This window comes from Nocardia sp. NPDC004260 (assembly GCF_053603155.1).
The window spans coordinates 1-24,865 of the sequence record NZ_JBSGEZ010000089.1; the positions used below are offsets into that span (position 1 = coordinate 1).

At 68.0% G+C, this 24,865-nt stretch carries 23 protein-coding genes, 1 tRNA gene and 1 pseudogene; 17 read left to right on the forward strand and 8 right to left on the reverse strand.

The genetic code is table 11. The features are described 5' to 3' along the window. Nucleotides 1–1,205, forward strand: a 1,205-nt coding sequence (locus ACWEO7_RS33320) for a tyrosine-type recombinase/integrase (protein ID WP_452429180.1), incomplete at its 5' end; no start/stop codon positions are given. 42 nt (nucleotides 1,206–1,247) lie between these two features. Here ACWEO7_RS33320 and ACWEO7_RS33325 read toward each other — a convergent pair. Beyond that, a tRNA-Leu gene (locus tag ACWEO7_RS33325) sits at nucleotides 1,248–1,334 on the reverse strand. A gap of 224 nt (nucleotides 1,335–1,558) precedes the next feature. Here ACWEO7_RS33325 and ACWEO7_RS33330 point away from each other — a divergent pair. The 9 genes and pseudogenes from ACWEO7_RS33330 (at nucleotide 1,559) to ACWEO7_RS33370 (ending at nucleotide 13,344) form a co-directional block, all read left to right on the forward strand. Next, nucleotides 1,559–2,176 carry an ANTAR domain-containing response regulator gene (locus tag ACWEO7_RS33330; protein ID WP_039797267.1) on the forward strand — a complete coding sequence of 206 codons (618 nt, stop codon included), beginning with the start codon at nucleotides 1,559–1,561 and terminating at the stop codon, nucleotides 2,174–2,176. 186 nt (nucleotides 2,177–2,362) lie between these two features. Beyond that, nucleotides 2,363–3,604, forward strand: a complete 1,242-nt coding sequence (locus tag ACWEO7_RS33335) for a branched-chain amino acid ABC transporter substrate-binding protein (RefSeq protein ID WP_452429182.1) — start codon at nucleotides 2,363–2,365, stop codon at nucleotides 3,602–3,604. A gap of 93 nt (nucleotides 3,605–3,697) precedes the next feature. Next, nucleotides 3,698–4,735, forward strand: coding sequence for a branched-chain amino acid ABC transporter permease (locus ACWEO7_RS33340; RefSeq protein ID WP_452429183.1), 1,038 nt, complete (start codon nucleotides 3,698–3,700; stop codon nucleotides 4,733–4,735). Further along, the gene (locus ACWEO7_RS33345) at nucleotides 4,732–6,150 is read left to right on the forward strand and encodes a branched-chain amino acid ABC transporter permease (protein WP_355078247.1); all 1,419 of its coding nucleotides are present in this window, start codon (nucleotides 4,732–4,734) and stop codon (nucleotides 6,148–6,150) included. Before ACWEO7_RS33340 ends, ACWEO7_RS33345 begins: the two co-directional genes overlap by 4 nt. Then, nucleotides 6,147–7,100 (forward strand): annotated as a pseudogene (locus ACWEO7_RS33350) (ABC transporter ATP-binding protein); the annotation flags it as partial. The gene ACWEO7_RS33345 and the pseudogene ACWEO7_RS33350, both read left to right, overlap by 4 nt. A gap of 165 nt (nucleotides 7,101–7,265) precedes the next feature. Then, nucleotides 7,266–7,961 (forward strand): ABC transporter ATP-binding protein, encoded by a 696-nt coding sequence (locus ACWEO7_RS33355; RefSeq protein WP_245562527.1) that lies wholly within the window; start codon nucleotides 7,266–7,268, stop codon nucleotides 7,959–7,961. Nucleotides 7,962–8,112: 151 nt separating this feature from the next. Further along, nucleotides 8,113–9,789 carry a DUF885 domain-containing protein gene (locus ACWEO7_RS33360; protein WP_452429185.1) on the forward strand — a complete coding sequence of 559 codons (1,677 nt, stop codon included), beginning with the start codon at nucleotides 8,113–8,115 and terminating at the stop codon, nucleotides 9,787–9,789. A 115-nt stretch (nucleotides 9,790–9,904) separates the two neighbouring features. Then, nucleotides 9,905–12,649, forward strand: a complete 2,745-nt coding sequence (gene polA / locus ACWEO7_RS33365) for a DNA polymerase I (protein WP_452429187.1) — start codon at nucleotides 9,905–9,907, stop codon at nucleotides 12,647–12,649. A gap of 200 nt (nucleotides 12,650–12,849) precedes the next feature. Then, on the forward strand, nucleotides 12,850–13,344 hold the full coding sequence (locus ACWEO7_RS33370) for a beta-class carbonic anhydrase (RefSeq protein WP_452429188.1): 495 nt from the start codon (nucleotides 12,850–12,852) through the stop codon (nucleotides 13,342–13,344). A gap of 69 nt (nucleotides 13,345–13,413) precedes the next feature. On the opposite strand, the gene ACWEO7_RS33375 is transcribed toward ACWEO7_RS33370, so the two are convergent. Continuing rightward, the gene (locus ACWEO7_RS33375; RefSeq protein WP_452429190.1) at nucleotides 13,414–13,728 is read right to left on the reverse strand and encodes a DUF6191 domain-containing protein; all 315 of its coding nucleotides are present in this window, start codon (nucleotides 13,726–13,728) and stop codon (nucleotides 13,414–13,416) included. 426 nt (nucleotides 13,729–14,154) lie between these two features. Between ACWEO7_RS33375 and ACWEO7_RS33380 the strand changes: the two genes are divergently transcribed. Then, nucleotides 14,155–14,592, forward strand: coding sequence for a 2-keto-3-deoxygluconate kinase (locus ACWEO7_RS33380; protein WP_452429191.1), 438 nt, complete (start codon nucleotides 14,155–14,157; stop codon nucleotides 14,590–14,592). 160 nt (nucleotides 14,593–14,752) lie between these two features. Here the strand turns inward: ACWEO7_RS33380 and trxA are convergent, their stop codons facing one another. Both trxA and ACWEO7_RS33390 read right to left on the reverse strand, forming a co-directional pair. Then, nucleotides 14,753–15,124, reverse strand: coding sequence for a thioredoxin (gene trxA, locus ACWEO7_RS33385; protein WP_355078241.1), 372 nt, complete (start codon nucleotides 15,122–15,124; stop codon nucleotides 14,753–14,755). 47 nt (nucleotides 15,125–15,171) lie between these two features. Further along, the gene (locus ACWEO7_RS33390) at nucleotides 15,172–15,702 is read right to left on the reverse strand and encodes a 2'-5' RNA ligase family protein (RefSeq protein ID WP_452429192.1); all 531 of its coding nucleotides are present in this window, start codon (nucleotides 15,700–15,702) and stop codon (nucleotides 15,172–15,174) included. A 79-nt stretch (nucleotides 15,703–15,781) separates the two neighbouring features. Here ACWEO7_RS33390 and ACWEO7_RS33395 point away from each other — a divergent pair, with 79 nt between their 5' ends. Further along, nucleotides 15,782–16,876 (forward strand): isocitrate/isopropylmalate dehydrogenase family protein, encoded by a 1,095-nt coding sequence (locus ACWEO7_RS33395; protein ID WP_452429194.1) that lies wholly within the window; start codon nucleotides 15,782–15,784, stop codon nucleotides 16,874–16,876. A 3-nt stretch (nucleotides 16,877–16,879) separates the two neighbouring features. Here ACWEO7_RS33395 and ACWEO7_RS33400 read toward each other — a convergent pair whose 3' ends face one another. Genes ACWEO7_RS33400 through ACWEO7_RS33410 form a run of 3 tightly spaced genes read right to left on the reverse strand, consistent with a single transcriptional unit; the run spans nucleotide 16,880 to nucleotide 20,161 of the window. Beyond that, nucleotides 16,880–18,211 (reverse strand): diacylglycerol/lipid kinase family protein, encoded by a 1,332-nt coding sequence (locus ACWEO7_RS33400; RefSeq protein ID WP_452429207.1) that lies wholly within the window; start codon nucleotides 18,209–18,211, stop codon nucleotides 16,880–16,882. Further along, complete coding sequence (locus ACWEO7_RS33405; RefSeq protein ID WP_452429196.1) at nucleotides 18,211–19,623, reverse strand: hypothetical protein; 1,413 nt, start codon at nucleotides 19,621–19,623, stop codon at nucleotides 18,211–18,213. The genes ACWEO7_RS33400 and ACWEO7_RS33405 overlap by 1 nt, the downstream gene beginning before the upstream one ends. Nucleotides 19,624–19,681: 58 nt before the next feature. After that, on the reverse strand, nucleotides 19,682–20,161 hold the full coding sequence (locus ACWEO7_RS33410; protein WP_452429198.1) for a DUF7144 family membrane protein: 480 nt from the start codon (nucleotides 20,159–20,161) through the stop codon (nucleotides 19,682–19,684). Between the two features lie 295 nt (nucleotides 20,162–20,456). Between ACWEO7_RS33410 and ACWEO7_RS33415 the strand changes: the two genes are divergently transcribed. Both ACWEO7_RS33415 and ACWEO7_RS33420 read left to right on the forward strand, forming a co-directional pair. Further along, nucleotides 20,457–20,909: a DUF6325 family protein gene (locus tag ACWEO7_RS33415; RefSeq protein WP_364430402.1), complete on the forward strand. Its 453-nt coding sequence runs from the start codon at nucleotides 20,457–20,459 to the stop codon at nucleotides 20,907–20,909. 9 nt (nucleotides 20,910–20,918) lie between these two features. Further along, a complete protein-coding gene (locus ACWEO7_RS33420; protein ID WP_452429200.1) occupies nucleotides 20,919–21,230 on the forward strand; it encodes an SHOCT domain-containing protein in 312 nt (103 codons plus the stop codon). A gap of 18 nt (nucleotides 21,231–21,248) precedes the next feature. Here ACWEO7_RS33420 and ACWEO7_RS33425 read toward each other — a convergent pair whose 3' ends face one another. Continuing rightward, nucleotides 21,249–21,710, reverse strand: a complete 462-nt coding sequence (locus ACWEO7_RS33425; protein WP_452429202.1) for an SHOCT domain-containing protein — start codon at nucleotides 21,708–21,710, stop codon at nucleotides 21,249–21,251. Nucleotides 21,711–22,428: 718 nt separating this feature from the next. Between ACWEO7_RS33425 and ACWEO7_RS33430 the strand changes: the two genes are divergently transcribed. The 3 genes from ACWEO7_RS33430 to ACWEO7_RS33440 all read left to right on the forward strand — a co-directional run. After that, the gene (locus ACWEO7_RS33430) at nucleotides 22,429–23,352 is read left to right on the forward strand and encodes an ABC transporter substrate-binding protein (RefSeq protein ID WP_452429204.1); all 924 of its coding nucleotides are present in this window, start codon (nucleotides 22,429–22,431) and stop codon (nucleotides 23,350–23,352) included. 3 nt (nucleotides 23,353–23,355) lie between these two features. Further along, nucleotides 23,356–24,315: an amino acid ABC transporter permease gene (locus tag ACWEO7_RS33435; protein WP_452429206.1), complete on the forward strand. Its 960-nt coding sequence runs from the start codon at nucleotides 23,356–23,358 to the stop codon at nucleotides 24,313–24,315. Nucleotides 24,316–24,347: 32 nt separating this feature from the next. Then, a partial coding sequence (locus ACWEO7_RS33440) for an amino acid ABC transporter ATP-binding protein (protein ID WP_452429209.1) occupies nucleotides 24,348–24,865 on the forward strand: 518 nt, incomplete at its 3' end.

A 24,865-nucleotide genomic window follows, 5' to 3' on the forward strand; every position in this document is an offset into this window, starting at 1 on the left:
CACGGCGCAATCCTCGCTCGGGCATCGAGGATCGTTGGTACCCGACGGAAGTCGTGGTCGATCCGGAAACCGGAAAGGTGACCAAGAAGAAGGTCAAGTCGGAAGAGCGTTTCGGCAAGGGCAAGCGGTGGAGGGCTCGCTACGTCGATCCGAACGGCGTGGAACGCTCGCGGTCGTTCGACACGAAGGCCGCTGCCCAGAAGTTCCTGGATAGCGACGTGACGACGAAGGTGGTCACCGGGACGTGGGTCGATCCTGACCGTAGCGGTGTCCTGTTCGAGGTCGTGGCGGAGAAGTGGTTCGCGACGAAGAAATTCCGCAAACCGAAGACGGTGGCGGGTTATCGGTCACTGCTGGACACGATCGTGATTCCGCGATGGGGCAGTGTTCCGCTGCGCGATATTGAGTTTGAGGACATCCAGGAATGGGTGGTGAATCTGTCGGTGTCGGGTAGCTCTCGATTCGAGGGGCGTGGTCTGTCGGCGTCGCGGGTCATCCAGTCCTACCAGGTGCTCAGTCAGGTTCTGAAGTTCGCGATCAAGGCCAAGCGGCTTCCGGTGAATCCGGCCGAAGACATCGACCTGCCGTCGCTGCTGGCAGGGGAGCGGCGCTATCTGACGCACGTGGAGGTGATGCGCTTGGCTTTGGCTGCTGGTCGGTTCCGGACGCTGGTGTTCACGCTCGGCTACACCGGAATCAGGTTCGGTGAAGCCATCGCGCTACGGACGGCGGATGTCGACCTGGAGCGTCGGCGCATCTGGGTTCGCCGTTCGGCAACTGGCGTCACGGGCGAGGGCATCGTGGAGACCGACACGAAGAATCACACCACTCGTGCGGTGCCGGTGCCGGGGACGTTGGCCAAGGATCTGGGGAACCTGCTGAAGGGTCGTCGGCGGGATGCGCTGGTGTTCCCGAGTCACAAGGGCGGCTACCTGACCTCGACGGAGTTCCGGTGGGTGTTCGACCAGGCGGCGAACGATGTCGGCCTGACCGGAGTGGTGCCGCATGGATTGCGTCACACGGCCGCGTCGCTGGCGATCAGCGCGGGGGCGAACATCAAGGTCGTTCAGCGGATGCTCGGGCACAAGACGGCGACTCTGACCTTGGATCTCTACGGGCATCTGTTCCCGGATGATCTGGACACAGTGGCCGATGCGATGGATGCCGGAGCTATGGCAGCTGCGGACTATCTGCGGACTGCGTGAAAGGGCGAATGTGGGCGGCTTCGAGAAAACCGCCCACTACCTTGGTGCCGAGTGTGGGACTCGAACCCACACGTCCTTTCGGACAACGGTTTTTGAGACCGTCGCGTCTGCCAGTTCCGCCAACTCGGCGCACCGGGTGGAACTATAGCGGGTCGGGTGGCGTGGACGGAAATGGGTTGGCCCGAGCGGCGCGGAGGCGGGGTTTGCGCAGGGTATATGCGTTCTATGCCGAAGTGAAAGGTACTCTTTACATCACTCGACAGCCCGAAGGATGGCCGGAGCTCGCCCCGTGCGAGCGCGGCTTTCCTTTGGTTGGGTCGGGTACAGGGCATCGGAACCAGAGGGGTCTACCTATGAGCACAGCAGCTGGGGGCGCCGGCACCAAGAAGGACGCCGGGGCGAAGCGGGTCGTCGTCGCCGAGGACGAGGCGCTCATTCGCATGGATCTGGTCGAGATGCTGACCGAAGAGGGCTATCAGGTGGTCGGCGAGGCGGGTGACGGCCAGCAGGCGGTGGACCTCGCCGTCGAGCACCGGCCCGATCTGGTCATCATGGACGTGAAGATGCCGCGCCGTGACGGGATCGATGCGGCGGCGGAGATCGCGTCGAAACGCGTTGCCCCGGTGGTCATCCTGACCGCGTTCAGCCAGCGTGATCTGGTGGAGCGGGCGCGTGACGCGGGTGCGATGGCCTACCTGGTGAAGCCGTTCACGAAATCGGATCTGGTGCCTGCCATCGAATTGGCCGCCAGTCGCTTCCACGAGATCACCGCGCTGGAGAGCGAGGTCGCGAATCTCGCCGAGCGACTCGAGACGCGCAAGCTGGTGGAGCGTGCCAAGGGTGTGCTGATGCAGACGCAGGGCCTTTCGGAGCCGCAGGCGTTCAAGTGGATTCAGCGCACCGCAATGGACCGCCGCACGACGATGAAGGCGGTCGCGGAGGTAGTGCTGGAGAACCTGACCCCGAAGTGACGGCACAGTTCGCGGAAAAATTTACGCGAACGAAACGTAGTCGTGAACAAGAATTCGAAACGATGTCGCGCGCATGATCCGAATGTGATGCGGAACTAACGTACCGACGCTATGTTCTGACCGGGCTGATGTGAGTCGGCCTCCTCGGCGAACCCGGGGGAGCACAGAACTTAGATGAGGTGAAACGTGCTTAGTTCGACATGGCGCAGGCGCTCGACGCGAGCTGTTCTGGCCGTCGGCGCCGCCGCCGCGCTGGTGCTGACGGGTTGTAGCGACAAATCCACCAGCAGCGGTTCGGATTCCTCGGGTACCAACGGGGCGGGCGGCCTCTCCATCCAGCCGGTACTGCAGGTCGACCAGCAGGGCAAGGAAGTGCCGAAGGCCGACGCGGCCACGGCGGCCGATCCCGCGGGCGACGGCAAGGCGACCTGCCCGCCGGGCACGGCCATCGCGATGGCGGGTGCGCTGACCGGCCCCGACGCCGCGCTCGGCATCAACATCGTCAACGGCGTCAAGCTGGCCTTGGACAAGCACAACAAGGCCAACCCCGGCTGCAAGATCGAGCTCAAGCAGTTCGACACCGAGGGCGATCCGCAGAAGGCCACCCAGGTGATCCCGCAGATCGTCAACGACCGCTCGATCATCGGCCTGGTCGGTCCCGCCTTCTCCGGCGAGACGAAGGCGACCGGCAAGATCCTCAGCGACGCGGGCCTGGTCTCGGTCACGTCGTCGGCGACCAACGCGACGCTGACCCAGAACGGCTGGACGACCTTCTTCCGCGGTCTGGCCAACGACGACGTGCAGGGCCCCTCGGTGGCGAAGTACCTGGTCAACAGTGCCGGCTACAAGAAGGTCTGCGTCATCCAGGACAACACCGACTACGGCACCGGCCTGGCGAAGTCCATCACCGACGGCCTCGGCGCCGCTGCCGACCCGGCGTGCGCGGCCAGCATCAAGAAGGGCGACAAGGACTTCTCCGCGACGGTCACCAAGGTGGCGGCGGCGAATCCGGACGCCATCTTCTACTCCGGCTACTACTCCGAGGCCGCGCCGCTGGCCCAGCAGTTGAAGTCCGGTGGTGTGAAGGCGGTCTTCGTCTCCGCCGACGGCACCAACGACCCGCAGTTCGTCGCCCAGGCGGGCAGCGCGGCCAAGGGCGCGAAGCTGTCGTGCCCGTGCGGTCCCGCCCCGGAGAAGTTCGCCAAGGACTACGAGGCGCTCAACGGTCAGGCGCCGGGCGTCTATTCGGTCGAGGCCTACGACCTCACCACGATCCTGGCCAAGGGTATCGACGGCGGGAAGGTGACCCGCCCGGACCTGCTCGACTATGTGCGGACGTACGACGGTGCCGGCCTCGCGCGTCAGTACAAGTGGAACCCGAACGGTGAACTGTCGAACGCGCTGATCTGGGTGTACGAGGTCAAGTAGCCCCGGATCCCGGGCGCACGGCACGTACGGGGATTCGGACGAATCCGCGTACGTGCCGTTGTTCGGTGGGCGAATGGATGAGGGCAGAAATAAATGAAACAAACGGCATTGGCCGCCGGGGTACAACTCGCGGCCGGCTCGGTCGACTTCAACTACGAGGGGCTGATCGATAATTTCTGGCGGCTGACCGTCGACGGCGTGACCTATGGCGCCATCTATGCCTTGGTCGCCGTGGGCTACACCTTGGTGTACGGCGTATTGCGGCTGATCAATTTCGCCCATTCGGAAATTTTCATGCTCGGGTTGTTCGGCCAGTTGATCGGATTGATGATCTTCGGATTCACGGCCGGCCCCGACGCCTACACCCAGGGCGTGGCGCTCACGGTCGTGTACCTGGGTTTGGCGATGGTGGTGGGCATGCTCGTATCCGGCGGCGCGGCCGTCGGATTGGAGCGGGTGGCCTATCGTCCGCTGCGCAAGCGCGGCGCCAAGCCGCTGGCCTTCCTGATCACCGCGATCGGCATGTCGTTCGTCCTCCAGGAACTGGTGCACTTCGTGTTGCCGAAGATCCGCCCCGATCTCGGCGGCACCAACGCGCAGCAGGCCATCCGGCTCGTCGAGCCCACCGTGCAGTTCAGTTTCGGCGGCGCGGAGGTCACCAACATCATGCTGCTCATCGTGATCGCGGCCGTGGTGCTGGCGATCGTCACCGAAGTCCTGATCAACCGGACCAAGTTCGGGCGCGGTATCCGCGCCGTGGCGCAGGATCCCGACACCGCGACGCTGATGGGCGTTTCGCGGGAGCGGGTCATCATGCTGACCTTCCTCATCGGCGGTGTGCTCGCGGGCGCGGCGGCGATGCTGTACACGCTGAAGATCCCGAACGGGATCATCTACTCCGGCGGATTCATCCTCGGTATCAAGGCGTTCAGCGCCGCGGTGCTCGGCGGCATCGGCAACCTGCGCGGCGCGCTGCTGGGCGGTCTGGTGCTCGGCGTGGTGGAGCAGTACGGCCAGATGCTGTTCGGTACCGAGTGGCGTGACGTGGTCGCGTTCGTGGTGCTCGTTCTGGTGCTGATGGTTCGCCCGACGGGCATCCTCGGCGAGAGTCTCGGAAGGGCGCGCGCATGACCGACACGACCACGACGGCGTCCACGCCGGACCCCGCGCGCCGCGGCCTCGGGGACGCGATCCGGACCTGGTGGGACGGCTTGAGCAGGCCCGCGCAGTGGGGCGTCGGCGTCCCGATCCTGCTCCTGCTCGCCTTGCTCCCGCTGTTCCCGCCGCCGCTGCTGAACACCCCCTCCTACAATTTCGGCCTGGTGATGGCGCAGGTCGCGATGTACGCGCTGCTGGCCATCGGCCTCAATGTCGTGGTCGGGCAGGCGGGCCTGCTCGATCTCGGCTACGTCGGCTTCTACGCGGTCGGCGCCTACACCGTAGGCCTGCTCACCAGCCCCAACAGCCCGTGGAACCAGACCGATGGTGGCTGGCTCGATCCGAAATGGGCCTGGCTGGCGTGCCTGCCGATCGCGGTCGCCGTGACCGCGGTGTCCGGTCTGATCCTCGGTTCGCCGACGCTGCGCCTGCGCGGCGACTACCTGGCGATCGTGACGCTGGGCTTCGGTGAGATCGTCCGGTTGCTCGCGGAGAACCTCACCGAGATCACCAACGGCAGCCTCGGCCTGTCGGGTGTCGCGTATCCGCACGTCGGCGAGTCCGCGAGCAGGCCGGAAGGCGTGTTCTCCGGCGGCAACAGCGGCAATCCGGACAGCGCCGACCTGCTCGACCGTGCCGGCTACGGCACCTATTGGTACTGGCTCGGCATGGTGCTGGTGGTGATCGTGCTGCTGCTGGTCGGGAACCTGGAGCGCAGCCGCGTCGGCCGCGCTTGGGTCGCCATCCGCGAGGACGAGGACGCGGCCGAGATCATGGGCGTGCCGACGTTCAAGTTCAAGCTGTGGGCGTTCATGATCGGCGCCGCGGTGGGCGGCATGTCCGGCGCGATCTACGCCGGACAGGTGCAGTTCATCAACCCCACCGGGTTCAACATCATCAACTCGATGCTGTTCCTGTGCGCGGTGGTCATCGGCGGGCAGGGTAACAAGCTCGGGGTGATCTTCGGCGCGTTCGTCATCGCCTATCTGCCCGCCCGGTTGCAGTCGGTGAACCTGGTGAGCAACGAGTCGACCGGGTACGTCCTGCTGGCGATCGATGTCGCGGTGTTCGTCGCGCTGATCGTCGCGTGGCGGCTGTGGTCGGGCCGGCTGAGCGTGTGGCCGCGGCGCGGCGTGATCACCGCGATGGTGGTGACCGGCGTGCTGGCGTTGCTGCTGCTCGGCAGTGTGCTGCTGTTCCGCAAGGGCGGCGCGCAGTCGCTGGGCGACCTCAAATATCTGTACTTCGGCATCGCGTTGGTGGTGATGATGATTCTGCGTCCGCAGGGTCTGTTCCCGGTGCGGCAGAAGCTGCTCACCTACGGCAGGCAGGTGTACCAGGCCGTGCGCAGACCGGCCCCCGTCGAGCCGATCGGAGCGGGCCGATGACCGGGCCGGGTGCGGGCGACGCGCTGTTCGACAACGAGGACATGGCCGCGGGCTACGCTGCCGAGCCACGGGCCGAGTCCGCGGGCACGGTCGACGTCACCCAGGTGATCCCGGAACTCGCCGACGCGGAGACCGTCGCGGAAGTGGTCGCCCCGCGCCGCGAGATCGAGACCGCGGTGGGTGAGCCGCTGCTGCGGACCGAGGGCCTCACCGTGCAGTTCGGCGGGCTCACCGCGCTGGACCGGGTGAGTTTCGAGATCCGCCGCGGCGAGATCCTCGGTCTCATCGGACCCAACGGCGCTGGCAAGACCACGTGCTTCAACGCGATCACCGGCGTCTACCAACCCGCCTCCGGACTGGTGTACTTCGACGGCAAACCGCTGACCAAGACCAAGCGCAACGCGATCACTCGCCTCGGCATCGCCCGCACGTTCCAGAACGTGCGCCTGTTCGGTGAGATGACCGCGCTGGAGAACGTCGTGGTCGGCACCGACGCGCGGCACAAGACCTCGGTGCCGGGCGCGGTGTTCCGGACGCCGCGGCATCGGCGCGAGGAACGCGACGCCATCGAGCGCGGTATGGCGCTGCTGGAGTTCGTCGGGATCGCTCCGCGCGCGGTGGAGAAGGCGCGCAACCTCTCCTACGGCGACCAGCGTCGCTTGGAGATCGCTCGTGCGCTGGCCACCGAGCCGAAGCTGCTGTGCCTGGACGAGCCAGCGGCCGGGTTCAATCCGAGCGAGAAGTCCGCGCTCATGGACCTGATCCGCAAGATCCGCGACGACGGGTTCACCGTGCTGCTCATCGAGCACGACATGCGGTTGGTCATGGGCGTGACCGACCGGATCGTGGTGCTGGAGTTCGGCCGCAAGATCGCCGACGGGCTCCCCGGGGACATCAAGGACGATCCCGCCGTTATCGCCGCGTATCTCGGCGTGCCGGACGCCGAAGCTGTCGAAACCGGTTCCGCCACGGGCGAAGACGGCGCGTCAGGGGATGTCGCGCCGTCCGGGCCCGAGCCGGAAGCGATGCCGCTCGCCAAGGCGGCGGTCACCGAGCCGGTGGCGGAGACGGCACGCGAGACCGCAGCGGGCACACCGCTGCTCGAAGTCGAGGGCATGGTCGTCAACTACGGCAGGATCCAAGCGCTGCACGGGATCTCGCTGACCGTCGCGGAGGGCGAGCTGGTCACCCTGCTCGGCGCCAACGGCGCGGGCAAGACGACCACGATGCGCGCGATGTCGGGACTGCTGCCGTTGACGCGTGGCCGGATCCTGTTCGAGGGTCGCGACATCACCCAGATGAAGGCGCACGAGCGGGTGCTGCACGGGTTGATCCAAGCGCCGGAGGGCCGGGGCGTCTTCCCCGGCATGACGGTGCAGGAGAACCTCGACATGGGCTGCTACGGACGAGGTTTCAAGCAGAAGGCCGAGTACGACCGGACCTTGGAGTGGGTGTTCGAGCTCTTTCCCCGGTTGCTGGAGCGGCGCAAGCAGGTCGGTGGCACGCTCTCCGGCGGTGAGCAGCAGATGCTGGCCATCGCCCGCGCGCTGATGGCGCGGCCGCGGCTGCTGCTGCTCGACGAACCGTCGATGGGGTTGGCGCCCATGGTGATCCAGCAGATCTTCCGGATCATCGGCGAGATCAACCAGCAGGGCACCACGGTGCTGCTGGTGGAGCAGAACGCGCAGCAGGCGCTGGCCCGCAGCGACCGCGCCTACATCATGGAGACCGGTGAGGTCACCAAGACCGGCCGCGGCGCGGAATTGCTCACCGATCCCGCGGTGAAATCGGCGTATCTCGGCGTGGGCTAGGCGTACCTCCGCCTTCGCTCCGGCCATGCGCGGGCTGAGGACGGACTCCGTCCGGCCGCCCCCTTTAGGCGTACCTCCGCCTTCGGGCGGCTTCGGCGGGCTCGCGCCGAGTCCGGTGCCGCGCGGCCTGGCTCGAGGCATGATCGTGACCATGGATGGTCACGACGAGCTGATGAGCTTGGCCGAGCGGTACTGGGACAGCGTCCTCGAGGCGGCGCCGAGCGAGGCGACCCTGCTCGGCGACCGCCGCTTCGACGATCGGATCGAGGATCTGTCCATCGACGCCGAACAGCGGTTGCTGTCGACCTGGCGCGATCTGCTGCGCGCGGTGGACGCGCTCGACGCCGAGGGGTTGAGCCAGGGCGACCGCATCACCCGCAGCTTGCTGCGCACCGAATTGAGCGGCGCGGTCGAGCATCTGGAGTGGCGGCCGATGGAACTGGCCTCCGACCAGATGAACGGCGTGCACGCGGGCGTGCTGATGGTGGCGCCGCAGACGAACGCGCCGCGGCCGGAGCACGCGCTGGCGCTGGTACGCCGCTACCGCCAGTTCGGGGACATGCTCGGCCAAGCCGTGGAGCGGTTCCGCGCGGGACTGGCCGCGGGCCGCACGCCCGCCCGGATCGCCATCGAGCGCTCGCTCAATCAGCTGGACGGCTACCTGGATTCCGACGTGGCCGCCGATCCGTTCGTCACCTTCGCCGGTCCGGAGGGCTGGGACGGCGAGGCCGCATGGCGCTCGGAATTGACCGAGGTGACGCGGGATGTCATCCGGCCTGCGTTCCGGGTCTACCGCGACGCGCTGTACGACGAACTGCTGCCCGCCGCGCGTCCCGACGACCAGCCGGGCCTGTGCTGGCTCGGCGCCGACGGCGAGGACATCTACCGGCGGCTGCTGCGCCACCACACCACGCTGCCCGATCTCGGCGCCGACGAGATCCACGAACTCGGCCTCGCCGAGCTGGCGAAGCTGCGTGAGGAATACGCGACGGTGGGCGCGCGCCTGTTCGGCACCGGCGATCTCGGTGCGATCTTCGGTCGGCTGCGCGACGATCCCGCGCTGCGTTACGACGACGCCGAGCAGATCATGTTCGACGCCCGCCGCGCCCTGGCCGTCGCGACCGCCGAAATGGGGAACTGGTTCGGGCGCCTGCCGAAGGAGTCCTGCGACATCGTCCCGGTGCCGGAGTTCCTGGCCGCGGATTCGCCTGCGGCGTATTACTTCCCGCCGGCCGCTGACGGATCCAGGCCGGGCACGTATTTCGTCAACCAGCACCATCCCACCGGCCGTGGGCGCTTCGAGACCGCGTCGGTGGCCTACCACGAGGCGATCCCCGGTCATCATCTGCAACTCACCATCGCCAACGAACTCGACCACCTGCCGCGTTTCCAGCGCCAGTCCTTCGCCAACACCGCCTTCGTCGAGGGCTGGGCGCTCTACACCGAGCGGCTTGCCGACGAGATGGGTTTGTACGAAGACGATCTCGGCCGCCTGGGCATGCTGGCGGGCGATTCCTGGCGCTCCTGCCGGTTGGTGGTCGACACCGGCCTGCACGCGAAAGGCTGGAGCAGGCAGCAGGCCATCGACTTCATGGTGGCCAACGCGCCGGTCGGGCTGGCCGAGATCACCGTGGAGGTGGACCGCTACATCGCGATGCCGGGGCAGGCGGTCGGCTACAAGATCGGGCAGCTGGAAATCCTGCGCCAGCGGGTGGCGGCCACCGAGCGGCTCGGCGCGGACTTCGACATCAAGGCCTTCCACGACGTGGTGCTCGGCTCCGGATCGGTGAGTCTGCCGGTGTTGCGGGAACTGGCGGGCACACTGTGACGGCGCGGGGCGCGACGGGTACTCGCGCCCCGCGGACCGGAATCCGGTCCCGGCGGCTCCGGCTGCCGGGTGTCGGCGTATCGCCTTGTCGGTGCCGGTCCCTAGACTCTGGGGCGTGAGTTCACCCACGACCGCTCCGCGTCCTGCCCCCGCGTCCGGCTCCGGCGATCCCGGCTCGGGAGACCGGCCGACGCTGCTGTTGCTGGACGGGCATTCGATCGCCTATCGCGCGTTCTTCGCGCTACCGGCTGAGAATTTCAAGACGGTCACCGGGCAGACCACCAACGCGGTCTACGGCTTCACCGCGATGCTGATCAACCTGCTGCGCGACGAGAAGCCGACGCACGTGGCCGCGGCGTTCGACGTGTCGCGCCAGACCTTCCGCGCCGAGGCGTATCCGGAGTACAAGGCCAACCGCACCACCACGCCGGACGAGTTCCGCGGGCAGGTGGAACTCACCAAGGACGTACTGGGCGCGCTGGGCATTCCGGTGATGGCGATCGAGGGCTTCGAGGCCGACGACATCATCGCCACGCTCACCACGCAGGCGACGGCCGCGGGTTTCCGCGTGCTCATCGTCACCGGCGACCGGGACTCCATCCAGTTGGTGAACGAGAACGTCACGGTGCTGTACCCGCGCAAGGGCGTGTCCGACCTCACCCGGTTCACCCCTGACGAAGTGATGGCCAAATACGGCCTCACGCCCAACCAGTACCCCGACTACGCGGCGCTGCGCGGCGATCCGAGTGACAACCTGCCCGGCATTCCCGGCGTGGGGGAGAAGACCGCGGCCAAGTGGATCCGCGAGTACGGCGACCTGAACACGCTGGTCGAGAAGGTCGACCAGGTGAAGGGCAAGGTCGGCGACGCGCTGCGGGCCAATCTGAGCAGCGTGGTGCTCAACCGGCAGCTCACCGAGCTGATGCGGGAGGTGCCGCTGCCGTACACCCCCGATCAGCTGGCGCAGGGGCCGTGGGATCGCGAGAAGATCCATCAGCTGTTCGACGATCTCGAGTTCCGCGTGCTGCGCGACCGGCTGTTCGAGACGCTGGCTCCGCCGGAGCCGGAGGCGGAGGCCGGTTTCGAGATCAGCGGCGGCGCGCTGGAGATCGGCGCGGTCGCGGACTGGCTCGCCGAGCACGCGAAAGCCGGTGTGCGCCATGGCGTCTCGATCCTCGGCACCGGCTCCCCGGCCGGCGGCGACGTTCGTGCGCTCGCCATCGCCGCGGGTGACGGCGAGAGCGGCTACATCGACGTCACGGTGCTCACCCCCGAGGACGAGGCGGCGCTGGGCGCCTGGCTGGCCGACCCGGCCGTGCCGAAGGCGCTGCACGAGGCCAAGGCCGCCCTGCACGCCCTGCGCGGCCGCGGCTGGTCCCTGGGCGGGCTGACCAGCGACACCGCGCTGGCGGCGTATCTGGTCCGCCCGGGCCAGCGCACGTTCAACCTCGACGACCTGTCACTGCGCTACCTGCACCGCGAGTTGCGCGCCGAGACCGGCGAGACCGCGCAGCTGTCGCTGCTCGACGACGAGGACGCCGTCGACGCCGAGCTGGCGCGGGCGCAGATGCTGCGCGCGCGTGCCGTCGCCGACCTGGCCGACGCGCTCGACGGAGAACTCGCCCAGATCGAGTCCACCCCGCTGCTGGCAGACATGGAGCTGCCGCTGCTGGGTGTGCTGTCCACCTTGGAGGAAGCGGGCATCGCGGTGGACACCGACCAGTTGGCGGCGCTGCAGCGGCAGTTCGCCGACCGGGTGGCCGAGGCGGCCGAGGCGGCCTACGAGGTGATCGGCAAGCAGATCAACCTGGGCTCGCCCAAGCAGTTGCAGGTGGTGTTGTTCGACGAGCTGGACATGCCGAAGACCAAGCGCACCAAGACCGGCTACACCACCGACGCGGACGCGCTGGAATCGCTCTACGAGAAGACCCAGCACCCCTTCCTGGAGCATCTGCTCACGCACCGCGACGCCACGCGCTTGAAGGTCACCGTCGACGGCCTGCTCAAATGCGTCGCCGAGGACGGTCGCATCCACACCACCTTCAATCAGACGATCGCGGCCACCGGGCGGCTGTCCTCCACCGAACCGAACTTGCAGAACATCCCGATCCGCACCGACACGGGCAGGCAGATCCGCGACACCTTCGTGGTCGGCTCCGGGTACCAGTCGCTGATGACCGCCGACTACAGCCAGATCGAGATGCGGATCATGGCGCACTTGTCCGGGGACGAGGGCCTGATCGAGGCGTTCAACTCGGGGGAGGACCTGCACAGCTTCGTGGCGTCGAAGGCCTTCGACATCCCGATCTCCGAGGTGAGCCCGGAACTGCGCCGCCGGATCAAGGCGATGTCCTACGGCCTGGCCTACGGGTTGAGTTCCTACGGTCTGTCCGCGCAGCTGAAGATCAGCACCACCGAGGCGAAGGAGCAGATGGAGGTCTACTTCGCCCGCTTCGGCCGCATCCGTGACTATCTGTACGAGGTGGTGGAGCAGGCACGCAAGGTCGGCTACACCGAGACGCTGTTCGGCCGCCGCCGGTACCTGCCCGATCTGGATTCCAGCAACCGGCAGCGCCGGGAGGCCGCCGAACGGATGGCGCTCAACGCGCCCATCCAGGGCACCGCGGCCGACATCATCAAGGTGGCGATGATCAACGTGCACCGGGCGATGCGCGAGGCGGGTCTGCGCTCCAGGATGCTGTTGCAGATCCACGACGAACTGCTGTTCGAGGTCGCCGACGGCGAACGGGAGACGCTCGAGGCGCTGGCGCGCGAGCAGATGTCCGCCGCGATCGCCCTCTCGGTGCCGCTGGAGGTCTCCGTCGGCGTCGGCCGCAGCTGGGACTCCGCCGCGCACTGACCGGCGCGGGCGCACCGCACCGACATGCCGGGCCTCACCGCACGGGCCCGGCACCAGGTATCCCGAGAGCTATCATCGGGCCACCGCGCGCAAGTAAACGAATCACGGTGAACGGGACCCATGTCCCGTGCCGCGCGGCCACCTACCGTGGGGCTGGTCACACATAGGGATTCACGCATACCGAGCGCAGGGGATGGCCCATGACTGTCACCGATGAGTACCTGGAGAACAACGCGGCGTACGCGAGCACCTTCCAAGGCCCGCTGCCGCTGCCGCCCGCGAAGGGCGTGGCCGTGGTCGCGTGTATGGACGCGCGGCTCAATGTCTACGGCGCGCTCGGCCTCGCCGAGGGCGAGGCGCACGTCATCCGCAACGCGGGCGGCGTCGTCACAGCCGACGAGATCCGCTCGCTGGCCATCAGCCAGCGGCTGCTGGGGACCAGGGAGATCATCCTGATCCACCACACCGACTGCGGCATGCTCACCTTCACCGACGACGACTTCAAGGCGGGCATCCAGGAGGAGACCGGCATCAAGCCCGAGTGGTCGCCGGAGGCTTTCTCGGACCTGGAAACCGATGTGCGCCAATCGATCGCGCGCATCGTCGCCAGCCCGTTCGTGCCGCACAAGGACTCCATCCGCGGCTTCGTCTTCGACGTCGCCACCGGAAAACTGAACGAGGTTCTGCCCCGATAGGGACGAATTTCACACTGCGCCAGTGAGATCCGGGTGAAGTCACCCGGATCTCACTGCGTCGTAGCGTATTCACGAGAGCTGCCGCACGATCAGGCGCGCCGATCCGGCGCCGAGATCCACCTCGTCGCGGGGTGGCGCGCCGTCGGATGCGTCCTCCCGATGCATCAGCGTCGTCATCCGCTGCTCGAACTCGTGGTGCTTACCGCCTTGGAAAACCGCCGTGACGTCTTCGAACCCCGCCGCCGCGACCGGAAGCCCCGACCGATTGCGAGTCCAGGGCAGCGCGCGGCCGCCGGTGAGTTCGTTCCAGGCGACTTCGGCGAAGGCCAGCAGGATGAGCAGGACGGCCAGACCCGGAATGGTCATCGCCACGAGGAGACCCATGTCACCGACGCTACCCTTGCCCTGACCGCACCGCCCTGAACTGCACGTTTGATACTCGCCAGTAGACAATTCGGGCATCGAATGTGGTTGCTATTGCGCCGCGATGTCCCTATCCTCGATGCCGTGCCGAATCCCGCCGACCGCCGCAACGCAGCGCTCCTTGTCGCAGACCGCGACAGCGCTGTGCTTTCGGCGTCGCTCATCGGGCCCTCCGTGGCAACGCAGGCTACCGCCTTCGTGTCCGAGGATCGCGCCGAGCTACTTCCGCTCACCGCGATGGTGGCGTCGCTTCCCCGAGTCCTCGTAGTAGCCCGCCGTAGCGGGGTCTGATTCGGGCCGGCCCCCTCGCTGCGGGCATTTCCACTTGTTAGTGCTGGTCCCCTCTGTCAACTGAGCCACGACATTCTTCGGGAAGACCTACTTTCAATGACCATCCTGACTCTTGATACAGACATGTTCCAGGCCGCCGCGCCCAAGGGCCTACGGGCCGAAGCCACGGGGCTGACCTCGGCGGAGTTTCACAGCCGTTACTGCGCGCACGGCGGTCCGATCCGGCTCGGCGAGTGGTCGCCCGCGGGCGCCAGGACCGCGGAGTTCACCGCCACGCTGGAGTTCGCCGGGCACCTGCGGACCGTCGTCGCCACCGGCAGCCCCGTCGCGGCGATGACCTCGGCCCTCTACGAGGAGGGCTACCCCGTCGAGATCCTGCAATTCCACCAGCGGCGCACCGCCGAGGGCACCGCCACCTTCGTGCAGTGCGAATGCAACGGCAGGCGCGGCTGGGGCGCGGCGATCGCGGACGACGGCGCCGAGTCGACGGTCCGCGCCATGATCGCGGGCGTCAACCTGCTCGGCGCGTCCTGACATCGGGTCATTCGACCTCGGGGCGGCGGCCTGCCGCCCCGAGGTCCGCACCCGGCCCCTGACGTGCGACAGGCCCGGACACGGACTGCCGCTTTCGCGTGTCCGTCCCCGGGCCCGGGTGAATTCCGTTGTGGCGCAGTGCCGCACCGCGCCACGCGAACTACTGTTCGGCCTTCTGCTGCTCGGCGAGCTGCTTGCGCACCTCGTCCATGTCCAGCGCCTTGACCTGGGTCACCAGATCCTCGAGCGCCGCGGGCGGCAGCGCGCCGGGCTGCGCGAACACCAGCACGCCCTCCCGGAAAGCCATGATGGTCGGGATGGAGCGGATGTTGGCAGCCGCCGCGAGGCCCTGCTCGGATTCGGTGTCGACCTTTCCGTGCACCACATCGGGGTGCTTGGTGGAGGAGGCCTCGAAAGTCGGTGCGAAACTCTTGCACGGGCCGCACCAATCGGCCCAGAAATCGACGAGTACCACGTCGTTTCCGGTGACTACCTCATCGAAATTGTGCTGGGTCAGCGTCTGGGTGGCCATGACGTCCTCTCGTTTCGGTGTGCCTGCTACAACGCGGGCTGCCTCGGTTATCTTCCACGACGGATCCGGCCAACCGGCCATTCGCGCCGCTTATCCCCGTCCCATCGACGGATACCCAGCACCGTCGCGGGGAAATCCCGGTCCCGCGCGACGGCGTGAATGGCCTCGCCGAGCTGGTGCGGGGGCACCCGCCTGGCGAGGGTGATGTGCGGGGTCCACGCGTCCGGATGCAGGTTGGCCGGAACGCCGGGGCACGGGGAGATCGTGTGGAAGATCCGGCGATGCAGGGCGAGCAGCGCCTCGGACGGGACCACCATCCGCACCAGGATGGGGCGGCGGGCGCCGAAGACCACCAGCCCGCCGAGCCGCACGGGGATCGGCGTGAAGGCCTGCTCGTCCAGCGCCTGCTCGATGCGCGGCCAGATCTGCCTGGCCACCCCGGCGGTGATGTGCGGGCGGTTGGACTCGTCGGTGCGCACGGCGAGGCTCGGCACGCCTGCTTCCGCCAGCAGTTGCCACTGGCGGCGGATCTCCGTGTCGGCGGCCTCGTCGAGGAGTAGTTCGACCGACTGCACCATGGTCTCCCGAAGGTAGCCGCCACCGGCGTGTCCGCGGGCCGGTTCCGGCGGCCGGGCGCGCCGGCGGGAGGATGTCCCGGTGAACGACGTGAAGCGACCCCGGGCGCACCGGGCACTGCGACTCGGCCTGATCGACGGCGACGGCATCGGCCCCGAGGTGGTGCGATCCGCCAGGCAGGTCGTCGACGAGACGCTGTCCGCGGCGGGCGCCGCCCCGGTCGAGTGGGTGCCGCTGGCCATGGGACACCAGGCCATCGCCGAGTTCGGCACTCCGCTGCCCGAGCAGACGCTCGAGCAGCTGGCCGCTGTGGACGCGTGGATTCTCGGCCCGCACGACAACGCGTCCTATCCGGCCGAACATCGCGTCGCGCCGGGCGGGGTGATCCGCAAGCATTTCGACCTCTACGCCAACATCCGTCCCGCGCGGGCCTTCGCGGGTGTGCACGCGGCGGCGCCGGATATCGACCTGGTGATCGTGCGGGAGAACAGCGAGGGGTTCTATGCCGACCGCAACATGTTCGCCGGGTCGGGGGAATTCCGGCCGACGCCGGACATCGCGATGTCGGTCGGACTGGTGACCCGGGCCGCCTGCGAGCGGATCGCGCATCAGGCGTTCCGGCTGGCCGCGACCCGGCGCAAACGGGTGACGATCGTGCACAAGGCCAATGTCCTGCCCCTGACCATGGGCCTGTTCCGCGACGTCTGCCGCGCGGTCGGCCAGGATTACCCGGGAATCGAGGTCGACGAGGAACACGTCGACGCGGCGGCCGCGCACCTGGTCCGCGCCGCCTCCGACTACGACGTCCTGGTCACCGAGAACCTGTTCGGCGACATCCTGTCCGACCTGGCCGGTGAGTTGAGCGGATCGCTCGGGCTGGCCGCGTCGCTCAACTGCTCGGCCACCACGGCCATGGCGCAGGCGGTGCACGGCGCGGCCCCGGCGCTGGCCGGGCACAACCGGGCGAACCCGGTGGCGCTGCAACTGTCGGCGGCGATGCTCTTGCGCTGGCTGGCGACCCGGGACGCCGAGACGCCCCTCGCGCGGGCGGGCGAGCGGATCGAACGCGCCGTCGCCGCGACCTTCGAGGCGGGCATCGCCACCGCCGACCTCGGCGGACTGGCATCCACCAGTGAATTCACCGAGCAGGTGTGCGCCAGGGTGCATCGCAGGTAGCGGTCAGCGAAATTCGCGCGGCCCGGCCAGTTCTCGCAACCGCGCCCAGTTCAGCGTCGGTGGCGGCACCCGCGTGCCCGGCCGCGTCCGCGGCACCCGCACCCGCAGAGCGCCGGGCGAGATCGCACAGCGCACCGGCGTTTCGAGGCGGAGGGATTCGCCGTCCACACCGACCGGGATCTCGGCTCGGTCCGCGTCGACGACCACCTCGGTGGCGGTGAACCGCACCAGGCCGCGATCGTGCGCCCGCCGCAGCAGGCCCACCGCTTGGCGCGTGCTCGCCACCGTGACCGTCACGACGCCGAGCAGGCCCGCGTCCAAGCGGGCGCGGCGGCCGAGGCCAGCGAGATCGCCGGTGGCGTAGGGGCCGTTGCTGACCAGGACCGCCTGGGGCCCGTCCACGGACACGTTTCCGATGCGCGCTCGCAACCCGGTGCCGGAGCCACGTCCGAGCAGGTCGGGCAGCAGGCGCAACACGGTCCCTGTCTTGTCGTTGCGATACTGCGGACTCCGCACCACCTCCGCGTAGACGCCGAAGGAGGCGTTGTTGACGAACGTGCGCCCATTGACGGTGCCGAGGTCGACCAGGATCTCGACACCGTCGCGCAGCGCATCCAAGCCCGCGGCCGGGTTCTTCGTATCCAGTCCGAGATCCCGCGCGAAATGGTTTCGCGTACCGGCGCCGATCACCACGAACGGTAGCCGGTGTTCCGCGGCGACCGCCGCGACCGAGGCCTGCGTTCCGTCGCCGCCCGCCACGCCGAGGAGGTCGGCGCCCCGCTGAACCGCTCGCCGGGCCAGCGCGGCGACATCGATCGGATGCGACCCGGACAGCAGCGCCACTTCGGCACCGAGTTCCCTGGCCTTTCGTGGCAAGTCGAACTCGACCACCTTGCCCCCGCCGGAGCGGGGATTCATCACCAGGAACGGGTGGTGTGCCGGGGCGGCGGGGAACTCGGGCAGTCGCGACTCCCCGGGATCGTTCCGCAATGCCCGGCGTGCGCACGCCACGGCCACCGCGACCAGGGCGCCGGAGACCAGCACCACCCACAGCTGACGCTCCCGGACGAAGAGAAGCGCCACCGCGACCGGCGGCAGGATCGCCAGAGCCGCCGAAGCGACCCGCACCGCGCCACGGTTGACCAAGGACCAGTAGATTCCGGCGACGCCGACCGCGACACCGCCCGTCGCGGCGATCAGCAAGGTGAGCAGACCGAGCAGCCCGGACACCGCGAGTGGCAGCACGGCCGCGGCGATCACGGCGGCGAATGCCGCCCTGGCCCACCACTGCCGAGCCATCGGCGGCTGCGCCGAGCGGCGCTCGGCTCCCGCCATCACGTACCGGTCCCCGCCGGGGCCCCGTCCTTCGTCTCGGGCTCGGCCGGTTGCTGCCAGGCCCGAGCGGGACGAATCAACAGCTCCAGCAGGAGCAGCGCCAGCAGCGCACCCAGGACGATCCACACCACCACGAGACCGGTGGGGTAGCGCCAGAACACCAGCAGCAGCGCGGCAATGCCGATGATCGCGCAGCGCAGCGCGGTGCGCGCCCGGAAAGCCCAGGTCTCCACGGGGTTCGGCGGACGCGATCGCCGCAGTCGCTGTACCGCGTCCATGGCACGCCCGAAATCGCGGCGCACCACGGTGGCCGAGGCCGAGCCTCCGGTGAGGTAAGCGCCCACCGCGATCACGAGACCGAGCACGGCGACCCCGCGCAGCGCGGTCCGCAGCGGAACCAGCACCGTGTCGATGAGGACGGTGGCTGCGTCCGGCGACAGCACATCGGGCGGCATTCTGTCCAGATACACCGCGCGCGCGATCATCAGCGCGATCGCCAGGATCAGCATGCCCACCGCAAGCGCGAGCCCCACGAAGGCCAGGGCGCGGCGGCGACGGCCGACGGGTGCCGCGGCGATCGCGGCCACAGCGGCCGCGATCGTCACCCACGGCAGCACTGCCGAAGCTTTGTCGAGATTGTCGACCGCCCGTTGCGCCCGTACCAGTTCCGGCGACCGGAACAACACGAACTGTTTGTCGACCGCGGGGACCTTCTCGGCGAACGTGAAGCCGCGATCGATCAGCCGAGCCTTGACGTTCTCGATCACGGTGCGCAGCGAGAGGCTCACCGTGCCGTTCTCGTCGACGGTCACCGACTGCGGGCCGACGTGGCCGGTCAGCACCCCCACCAACCTGGTGTGGGCGGCGCGGTTGGCTTGCACCCACAGATCCTCGAACTGGTCGCTGCGCACGAACGACAGCACGGTGTCGTTGACGAAGCCGCGGGCCTGCTGCGTGATCACCGGCGCCAGACCCTCGACCGCCCGGTCCACCCGAGGCCGGTTCGCGGTCGCCGGAACCGCGTCGGTCAGCGCGGCCAGGGCATCCGCGGTCAGGCCCTGAATGTCGACGCGAGCGAAGATCTCGTCGGTGACCGTGTCGGCCACCTCCGTCTGCAGCGCCGGATCCGACCCCAGCGGCGCCACCGTGCTCAGGTACCGGTCGGTGTCGAGGATCTCGCCGCGCACGAACCGCGCCAGCACCGTGGTGATCGCCAGGACCGCGACCAGCACCGACAAGATCGCCACCGCGGTCCACCGCCACGCATGCCGCGGTGGCCGCGACGCCCGCGGCGGCGCACCGCGCACCTCCGTCCGCAGCGCGGCGACCTCGGCGCGAAGGCGCTCGAGCTCGGCTCGTTCGTCGGCGCTCAGCCGACTTTCGGGTGCGTTGTCACTCGCGTTGGAATCCATGGGTTCCTCACTCCAGGAACGGATTCGGGCTGCGTGACGCGACCGGCAGCGGCGCTGCTCAGGCCGTCGCCGAGCCGGAGGGCGGCGCTCCGGGGCCTGCGGCGGAACCCGGCCCCTGGAACGTGGTCTCCGGGTTCCACGTCGTGACGGCCCAGATCACCACCACGTCCAGCGCGATGATGAGGATGGACCAAGCCGGGTAGTACGGCAGCCACAGGAAGTTGGCGATGATCGACAGCGCCGCGATGACGATCGCCGACACCCGTGCCCAGATCGCTCCGGTCATCAGCGCGATGCCGACGACGATCATCACCACGCCGAGCACGACGTGAAGCCATCCCCAGGCGGTGAAGTCGAATTCGAAGGTGTACTGCTGGCCCTGGACGAACAACTCGTCCTCGGCCACCGCCGAGATTCCTTGGAACAGCTGAAGGAACCCGACGGTGGTCAGTATGATCGCGGCCGCAATCGATGTGCCCGCGGCGATGCCTTGCCGGACGCGGTGGTTTTCCTGGCCCACAGGCGTGTATTGCGACATTTGCGGTTCCCTTTCGCGACGAATTCGTATCGGCATGGGATGTGCGCATGCACGCCATGTCGGGGCGGGCTTCGAACCTGAGGGTCCGGGCCGGGCTGAAGGTTTCGCGACCGGGTGGCGGTCGGCGGCGTACGCTATGACTGAGATTAGCATCGGGATGGCAGCCGAGTTCGGAGTTGTCATTTCTCGGATCCGTGATGCCGGTGCGTATTCCGGCAGACCCGCGAGAGGCCGATCGGCACCCGGGCCCGATTCGAACGGATTTCGTCATTTCGCAACGGAAAAGAGGCTTCCGGTGACCGATACCGATATCGACGCGATAGGCCCCATTGACTATCTTGTTATCGAATTTCCGCCGGATCGACCCCCGGACGGTTCGGCGCTGCCCATGCTGGCCGACCTCGTCGAGCGCGGCATCGTCCGGGTCCTCGATCTGGCGTTCGTCCGCAAGGACACCGACGGTTCCCTCACCGGAATCGACATCGCCGACATGGGACTCGAAGGGGACTTCGACATCACCCTGTTCGCGGAGGCGGGCTCGGGCCTGCTCGACGAAGCCGACCGCAGGGAAGCCGGGGCGGCGCTCGAACCGGGATGCTCGGCCGCGATCCTGGTCTACGAGAACAGGTGGGCGGCGCCTTTCGCGTCCGCGTTGCGCCGCAACGGCGCTCAGCTGGTGGCCTCCGGGCGTATCCCGGTGCAGAGCCTTTTGTCGTCGTTGGATGCCCTCGAGGCACAGAGTCGATAGGAGACCGTCATGCCGGGTTTGCTACGCGGTGTCGCCCGCACCGCCGTCGTCGCGGGCACCGCGACCGCCGTCTCCAATCGGGTCTCCCGACGTCAGGGGGAGCGCTGGGCGGCGCAGGAACAGGCGCAGTACGACCCGTACGCGCAGCAGCAGTATGCGCCGCAACCCGCCGCGCCGCAGCCCGCGCCCGCACCGCCGAGTGGCGGCGGTGCGGGCATGGACCGGATCACCGCGTTGAAAGAACTCGCCGAACTCAAAGCTCAGGGCGTACTCACGGAAGCCGAATTCGAGGCCGAGAAGGCCCGCATCCTCGCTTCTTGAGCGCGAGACCGGCGCTGGTCACCGACCCACCGGCCGGGTGGGCGCCCCGCTCGGTTGCGGCGTCGGCGCTGCGCCCGCTTGCGGCGCCGCACCGGGCTGCTGTCCCGCCAGTGCCTGGGCCTTGAGCTGCTCGAATTCGGCCACGGTGATCGCGCCGGAGTCGAGGAGGGCTTTTGCGTCGGCGATGCTCTCCGCGGGAGACCTGCCCGCGACCTCCCGGATGTACTGGTCGGTGGCTTGTTTCGCTTCTGCCTGGGCATGTTGGGCGCGCAGGGCCATGCCCCGGCCCCGGACGACGAGGTAGACCAATGCCGCGAGGTAAGGGAACACCACCAAGGCGATCACCCACACGGCTTTGGCGATGCCCGATACGGAGTGATCCCGGAACAGATCGACCAGAATCTGGAACAGCACGATCAGGTATGCCACGAAAGCGAATACGAGGATCGTGTACCACACGTAGTCCCAGAACGAATCCATGATGTGAACCTCCTCTGACGAGCCCGCGGCGCATTCGAAATCCGCGGCTCACCATGTCCTGGATCGGACCGTCGGACGGCCCGGTGGCCGGAAAACAAACCTTTCTCTGTGCGCTTGCCGGGCTCTGCCTGTCGTATATCTCTTTGTTCGGTAGGCCAACCCGCATCGGTGCTCGGGGCGGGCGTCGGTGCGAAGCGTCCGAAAAAGGGAACCTTTCACCGCCGCCGTGTCGCTCGAATATTCGAGGGCACATCAATTTTCGAGTGTCCGGACAGTCGCTCGGTTCATCCGTCGATCCGGAGAAACTCGTCCGGCCAGAAAAGACCGGCAAATAATCATCGGCGCTGGCGGAGGCGTCGTCAAGATTGCCGGGGAATTCGGCGCCGGCGCCGCAACGGCGTCGTCGCGCGAATGGAGCCGGTGTCCGATGGACCGCGTGCGCGGAAATGTGAGCGCCGTGTCCACCGCCACGCCCCGGACAGCACGTGTGGGAAGAGCCGCGGCCTGCGGCGGCGGAACCGGGCCGTCGCCGAGCCCGAGCCGACGTCGTTCATTCGATCCGCGGTGCGGCACCCGGCGGAGTAGGGTCTCCCCGCCGGCGCCCCGGCACGGGGTGCGCGAGCAGATCGTGTTGCTGTTGCATTACTGTCCAGCGCGGAGCGGCCCGGTCGCTTAAATTGCCAAACGGGTGATGACGCCCGGGTAGCGTGGAGCCAAAATGTGGAGGGCTGCTGTGTCTGATCGTTCGTTTCTCGGCAGGCGCGCCCTGCGAGCCGCCACGGGCGCGCTCGCCGCGGGCGCACTTGTACTGACCGGATGTACCACCAACACCGAGGACACCGGACCCTCGGTGGCCAAGGTGCAGGTGGACAAGGTCGACGAGATCGCCGCACAACTCCCCGACAAGATCAAGCAATCCGGCCGGCTCGTCGTCGGGGTGAACATCCCCTACCAGCCGAACGAGTACAAGGACGCCAGTGGCCGGATCGTCGGCTTCGACGTCGACCTGATGGACGCGATCGCCTCCGTGCTCGGCGTCAAGGCCGAGTACGTCGAGTCGGCCTTCGAGAAGATCATCCCGTCGATCCAGGCGGGCACCTACGACGTGGGCATGTCGTCGATCACCGACTCCAAGGAACGTGAGCAGCAGGTCGACTTCACCACCTACTTCAACGCGGGCATCCAGTGGGCCCAGCAGAAGGGCAAGCCGGTCGATCCGGAGAACGCCTGCGGCAAGAAGGTCGCCGTGCAGGCCACCACCGTGGAGCACACCGACGAGGTGCCCGCCAAGAGCGCCAAGTGCGTCGCCGCGGGCAAGCCCGCCATCGATATCAAGTCGTTCGACGAGCAGAGCGCCGCGACCAACGCGCTGGTGCTCGGTCAGGTCGACGCCATGTCGGCCGATTCGCCGGTGACGGCGTACGCGATCAAGCAGAGCGGCGGCAAGATCGAGAACGCGGGGCCGGTGTTCGACTCCGCGCCCTACGGCTGGGCGGTGCCCAAGGGCGCGCCGCTGGCCGCCGTGCTGCAGAAGGCGGTCCAGCACCTGATCGACACGGGCAAATACGCCGAGATCACGAAGAACTGGGGCGTGCAGGAAGGCGCGATCACCAAGTCCGTCGTCAACGGTGCCGTGAGCTGATCGATGACGGACAACGACACTCGGCCGGCGCCCGGCGATCCCGGGCCCGGCGGAGCGGATTCGACGCGGGAGCCGGAGCCGATCAAAGCGGTTCCGCTGCGCAGGCCGGGGCGCTGGATAGCGGCGGCGGTCATCCTCGTCCTGGTGGGGCTGTTCGTCTACGGCGCCGCGACGAACCCGGCGTATCGCTGGGATACCTATGGGAAGTACCTGTTCGACACCAGGATCACCGCGGGCGCGATCGTCACGCTGGAACTCACCGTGTGCGCGATGGCGATCGCGGTCGTGCTCGGAACGGTGCTGGCCGTGATGCGGCTGTCACCGAACCCGGTATTGCGCAGCTCGGCATGGGTGTACCTCTGGATCTTCCGCGGCACCCCGGTGTTCGTGCAGTTGGTGTTCTGGGGGCTGGTCCCCTCGCTGTACAGCCGGATCCAGCTCGGCGTTCCGTTCGGGCCGGAGTTCTTCCACCTCGACGTGCAGCAACTGCAGGCCGCGTTCGCCTTCGCCGTCCTCGGCCTCGGGCTCAACGAAGCGGCGTACATGGCCGAGATCGTGCGGGCCGGGATCAATTCCGTCGGTGAAGGGCAGCGCGAAGCGTCGTTCGCGCTCGGCATGTCCTGGGGCCAGACCATGCGCCGCACGGTGCTGCCGCAGGCCATGCGCGTGATCATCCCGCCGACCGGCAACGAGCTCATCGGCATGCTGAAGACCACCTCGCTGGTCACCGGCATCCCGCTGAGCACCGATCTGTTCGGCCGGGCGCGCGACATCTACGGCGTGAACTTCCAGCCCATTCCACTACTGTTGGTCGCCGCCACCTGGTATCTGGCGATCACGAGTGTGCTCATGGTCGGGCAGTACTACTTGGAGCGCTACTACTCGCGCGGCGTCTCCCGCACGCTGACCACCAAGCAGCTGCAGGAGCTCGCCGACGCCCAGCGGGGGGAGAAGGCCAAATGAGCGTGCAGGTCGAGAAGACCACGGCCCCTCCGATGGTCCTGGCGGACCGGGTCTGCAAGAACTTCGGCGCACTGCAGGTGCTCAAGGGCGTCTCCCTCGAGGTGGGCCGCGGCGAAGTGCTGTGCCTGATCGGGCCGTCCGGCTCGGGTAAGTCCACCTTCCTGCGCTGCATCAATCACCTGGAGCAGGTGAACGCGGGCAGGCTCTACGTCGACGGCGAGATCGTGGGCTACCGGGAGAAGAACGACAAGCTCTACGAGATGCACCCGCGCGATGCGGCCAAGCAGCGCCGCGAGATCGGCATGGTGTTCCAGCATTTCAATCTGTTCCCGCACCGGACCGCGCTGGACAACATCATCGAGGCGCCCACCCAGGTCAAGAAGGTGCGCAAAGCGGAGGCGGTGACCAGGGCGCGTGAGCTGCTGGACCGGGTCGGGCTGGCGGACAAGGCGAACGCCTACCCGGCGCAGCTGTCCGGCGGGCAGCAGCAGCGCGTGGCGATCGCCCGTGCCCTGGCCACCGCCTCCGCTTTGCGCACCTTCTTGACCTG

Coding starts and splice junctions, on each gene's coding strand:
- ACWEO7_RS33330 (WP_039797267.1), top strand. CDS start 1,559: ATGAGCACAGCAGCTGGGGGCGCCGGCACCAAGAAGGACGCCGGGGCG.
- ACWEO7_RS33340 (WP_452429183.1), top strand. CDS start 3,698: ATGAAACAAACGGCATTGGCCGCCGGGGTACAACTCGCGGCCGGCTCG.
- ACWEO7_RS33345 (WP_355078247.1), top strand. CDS start 4,732: ATGACCGACACGACCACGACGGCGTCCACGCCGGACCCCGCGCGCCGC.
- ACWEO7_RS33355 (WP_245562527.1), top strand. CDS start 7,266: ATGGTCGTCAACTACGGCAGGATCCAAGCGCTGCACGGGATCTCGCTG.
- ACWEO7_RS33360 (WP_452429185.1), top strand. CDS start 8,113: ATGGATGGTCACGACGAGCTGATGAGCTTGGCCGAGCGGTACTGGGAC.
- ACWEO7_RS33370 (WP_452429188.1), top strand. CDS start 12,850: ATGACTGTCACCGATGAGTACCTGGAGAACAACGCGGCGTACGCGAGC.
- ACWEO7_RS33375 (WP_452429190.1), bottom strand. CDS start 13,728: ATGGGTCTCCTCGTGGCGATGACCATTCCGGGTCTGGCCGTCCTGCTC.
- ACWEO7_RS33380 (WP_452429191.1), top strand. CDS start 14,155: ATGACCATCCTGACTCTTGATACAGACATGTTCCAGGCCGCCGCGCCC.
- trxA (WP_355078241.1), bottom strand. CDS start 15,124: ATGGCCACCCAGACGCTGACCCAGCACAATTTCGATGAGGTAGTCACC.
- ACWEO7_RS33390 (WP_452429192.1), bottom strand. CDS start 15,702: ATGGTGCAGTCGGTCGAACTACTCCTCGACGAGGCCGCCGACACGGAG.
- ACWEO7_RS33400 (WP_452429207.1), bottom strand. CDS start 18,211: ATGGCGGGAGCCGAGCGCCGCTCGGCGCAGCCGCCGATGGCTCGGCAG.
- ACWEO7_RS33405 (WP_452429196.1), bottom strand. CDS start 19,623: ATGGATTCCAACGCGAGTGACAACGCACCCGAAAGTCGGCTGAGCGCC.
- ACWEO7_RS33410 (WP_452429198.1), bottom strand. CDS start 20,161: ATGTCGCAATACACGCCTGTGGGCCAGGAAAACCACCGCGTCCGGCAA.
- ACWEO7_RS33420 (WP_452429200.1), top strand. CDS start 20,919: ATGCCGGGTTTGCTACGCGGTGTCGCCCGCACCGCCGTCGTCGCGGGC.
- ACWEO7_RS33425 (WP_452429202.1), bottom strand. CDS start 21,710: ATGGATTCGTTCTGGGACTACGTGTGGTACACGATCCTCGTATTCGCT.
- ACWEO7_RS33430 (WP_452429204.1), top strand. CDS start 22,429: ATGTGGAGGGCTGCTGTGTCTGATCGTTCGTTTCTCGGCAGGCGCGCC.
- ACWEO7_RS33435 (WP_452429206.1), top strand. CDS start 23,356: ATGACGGACAACGACACTCGGCCGGCGCCCGGCGATCCCGGGCCCGGC.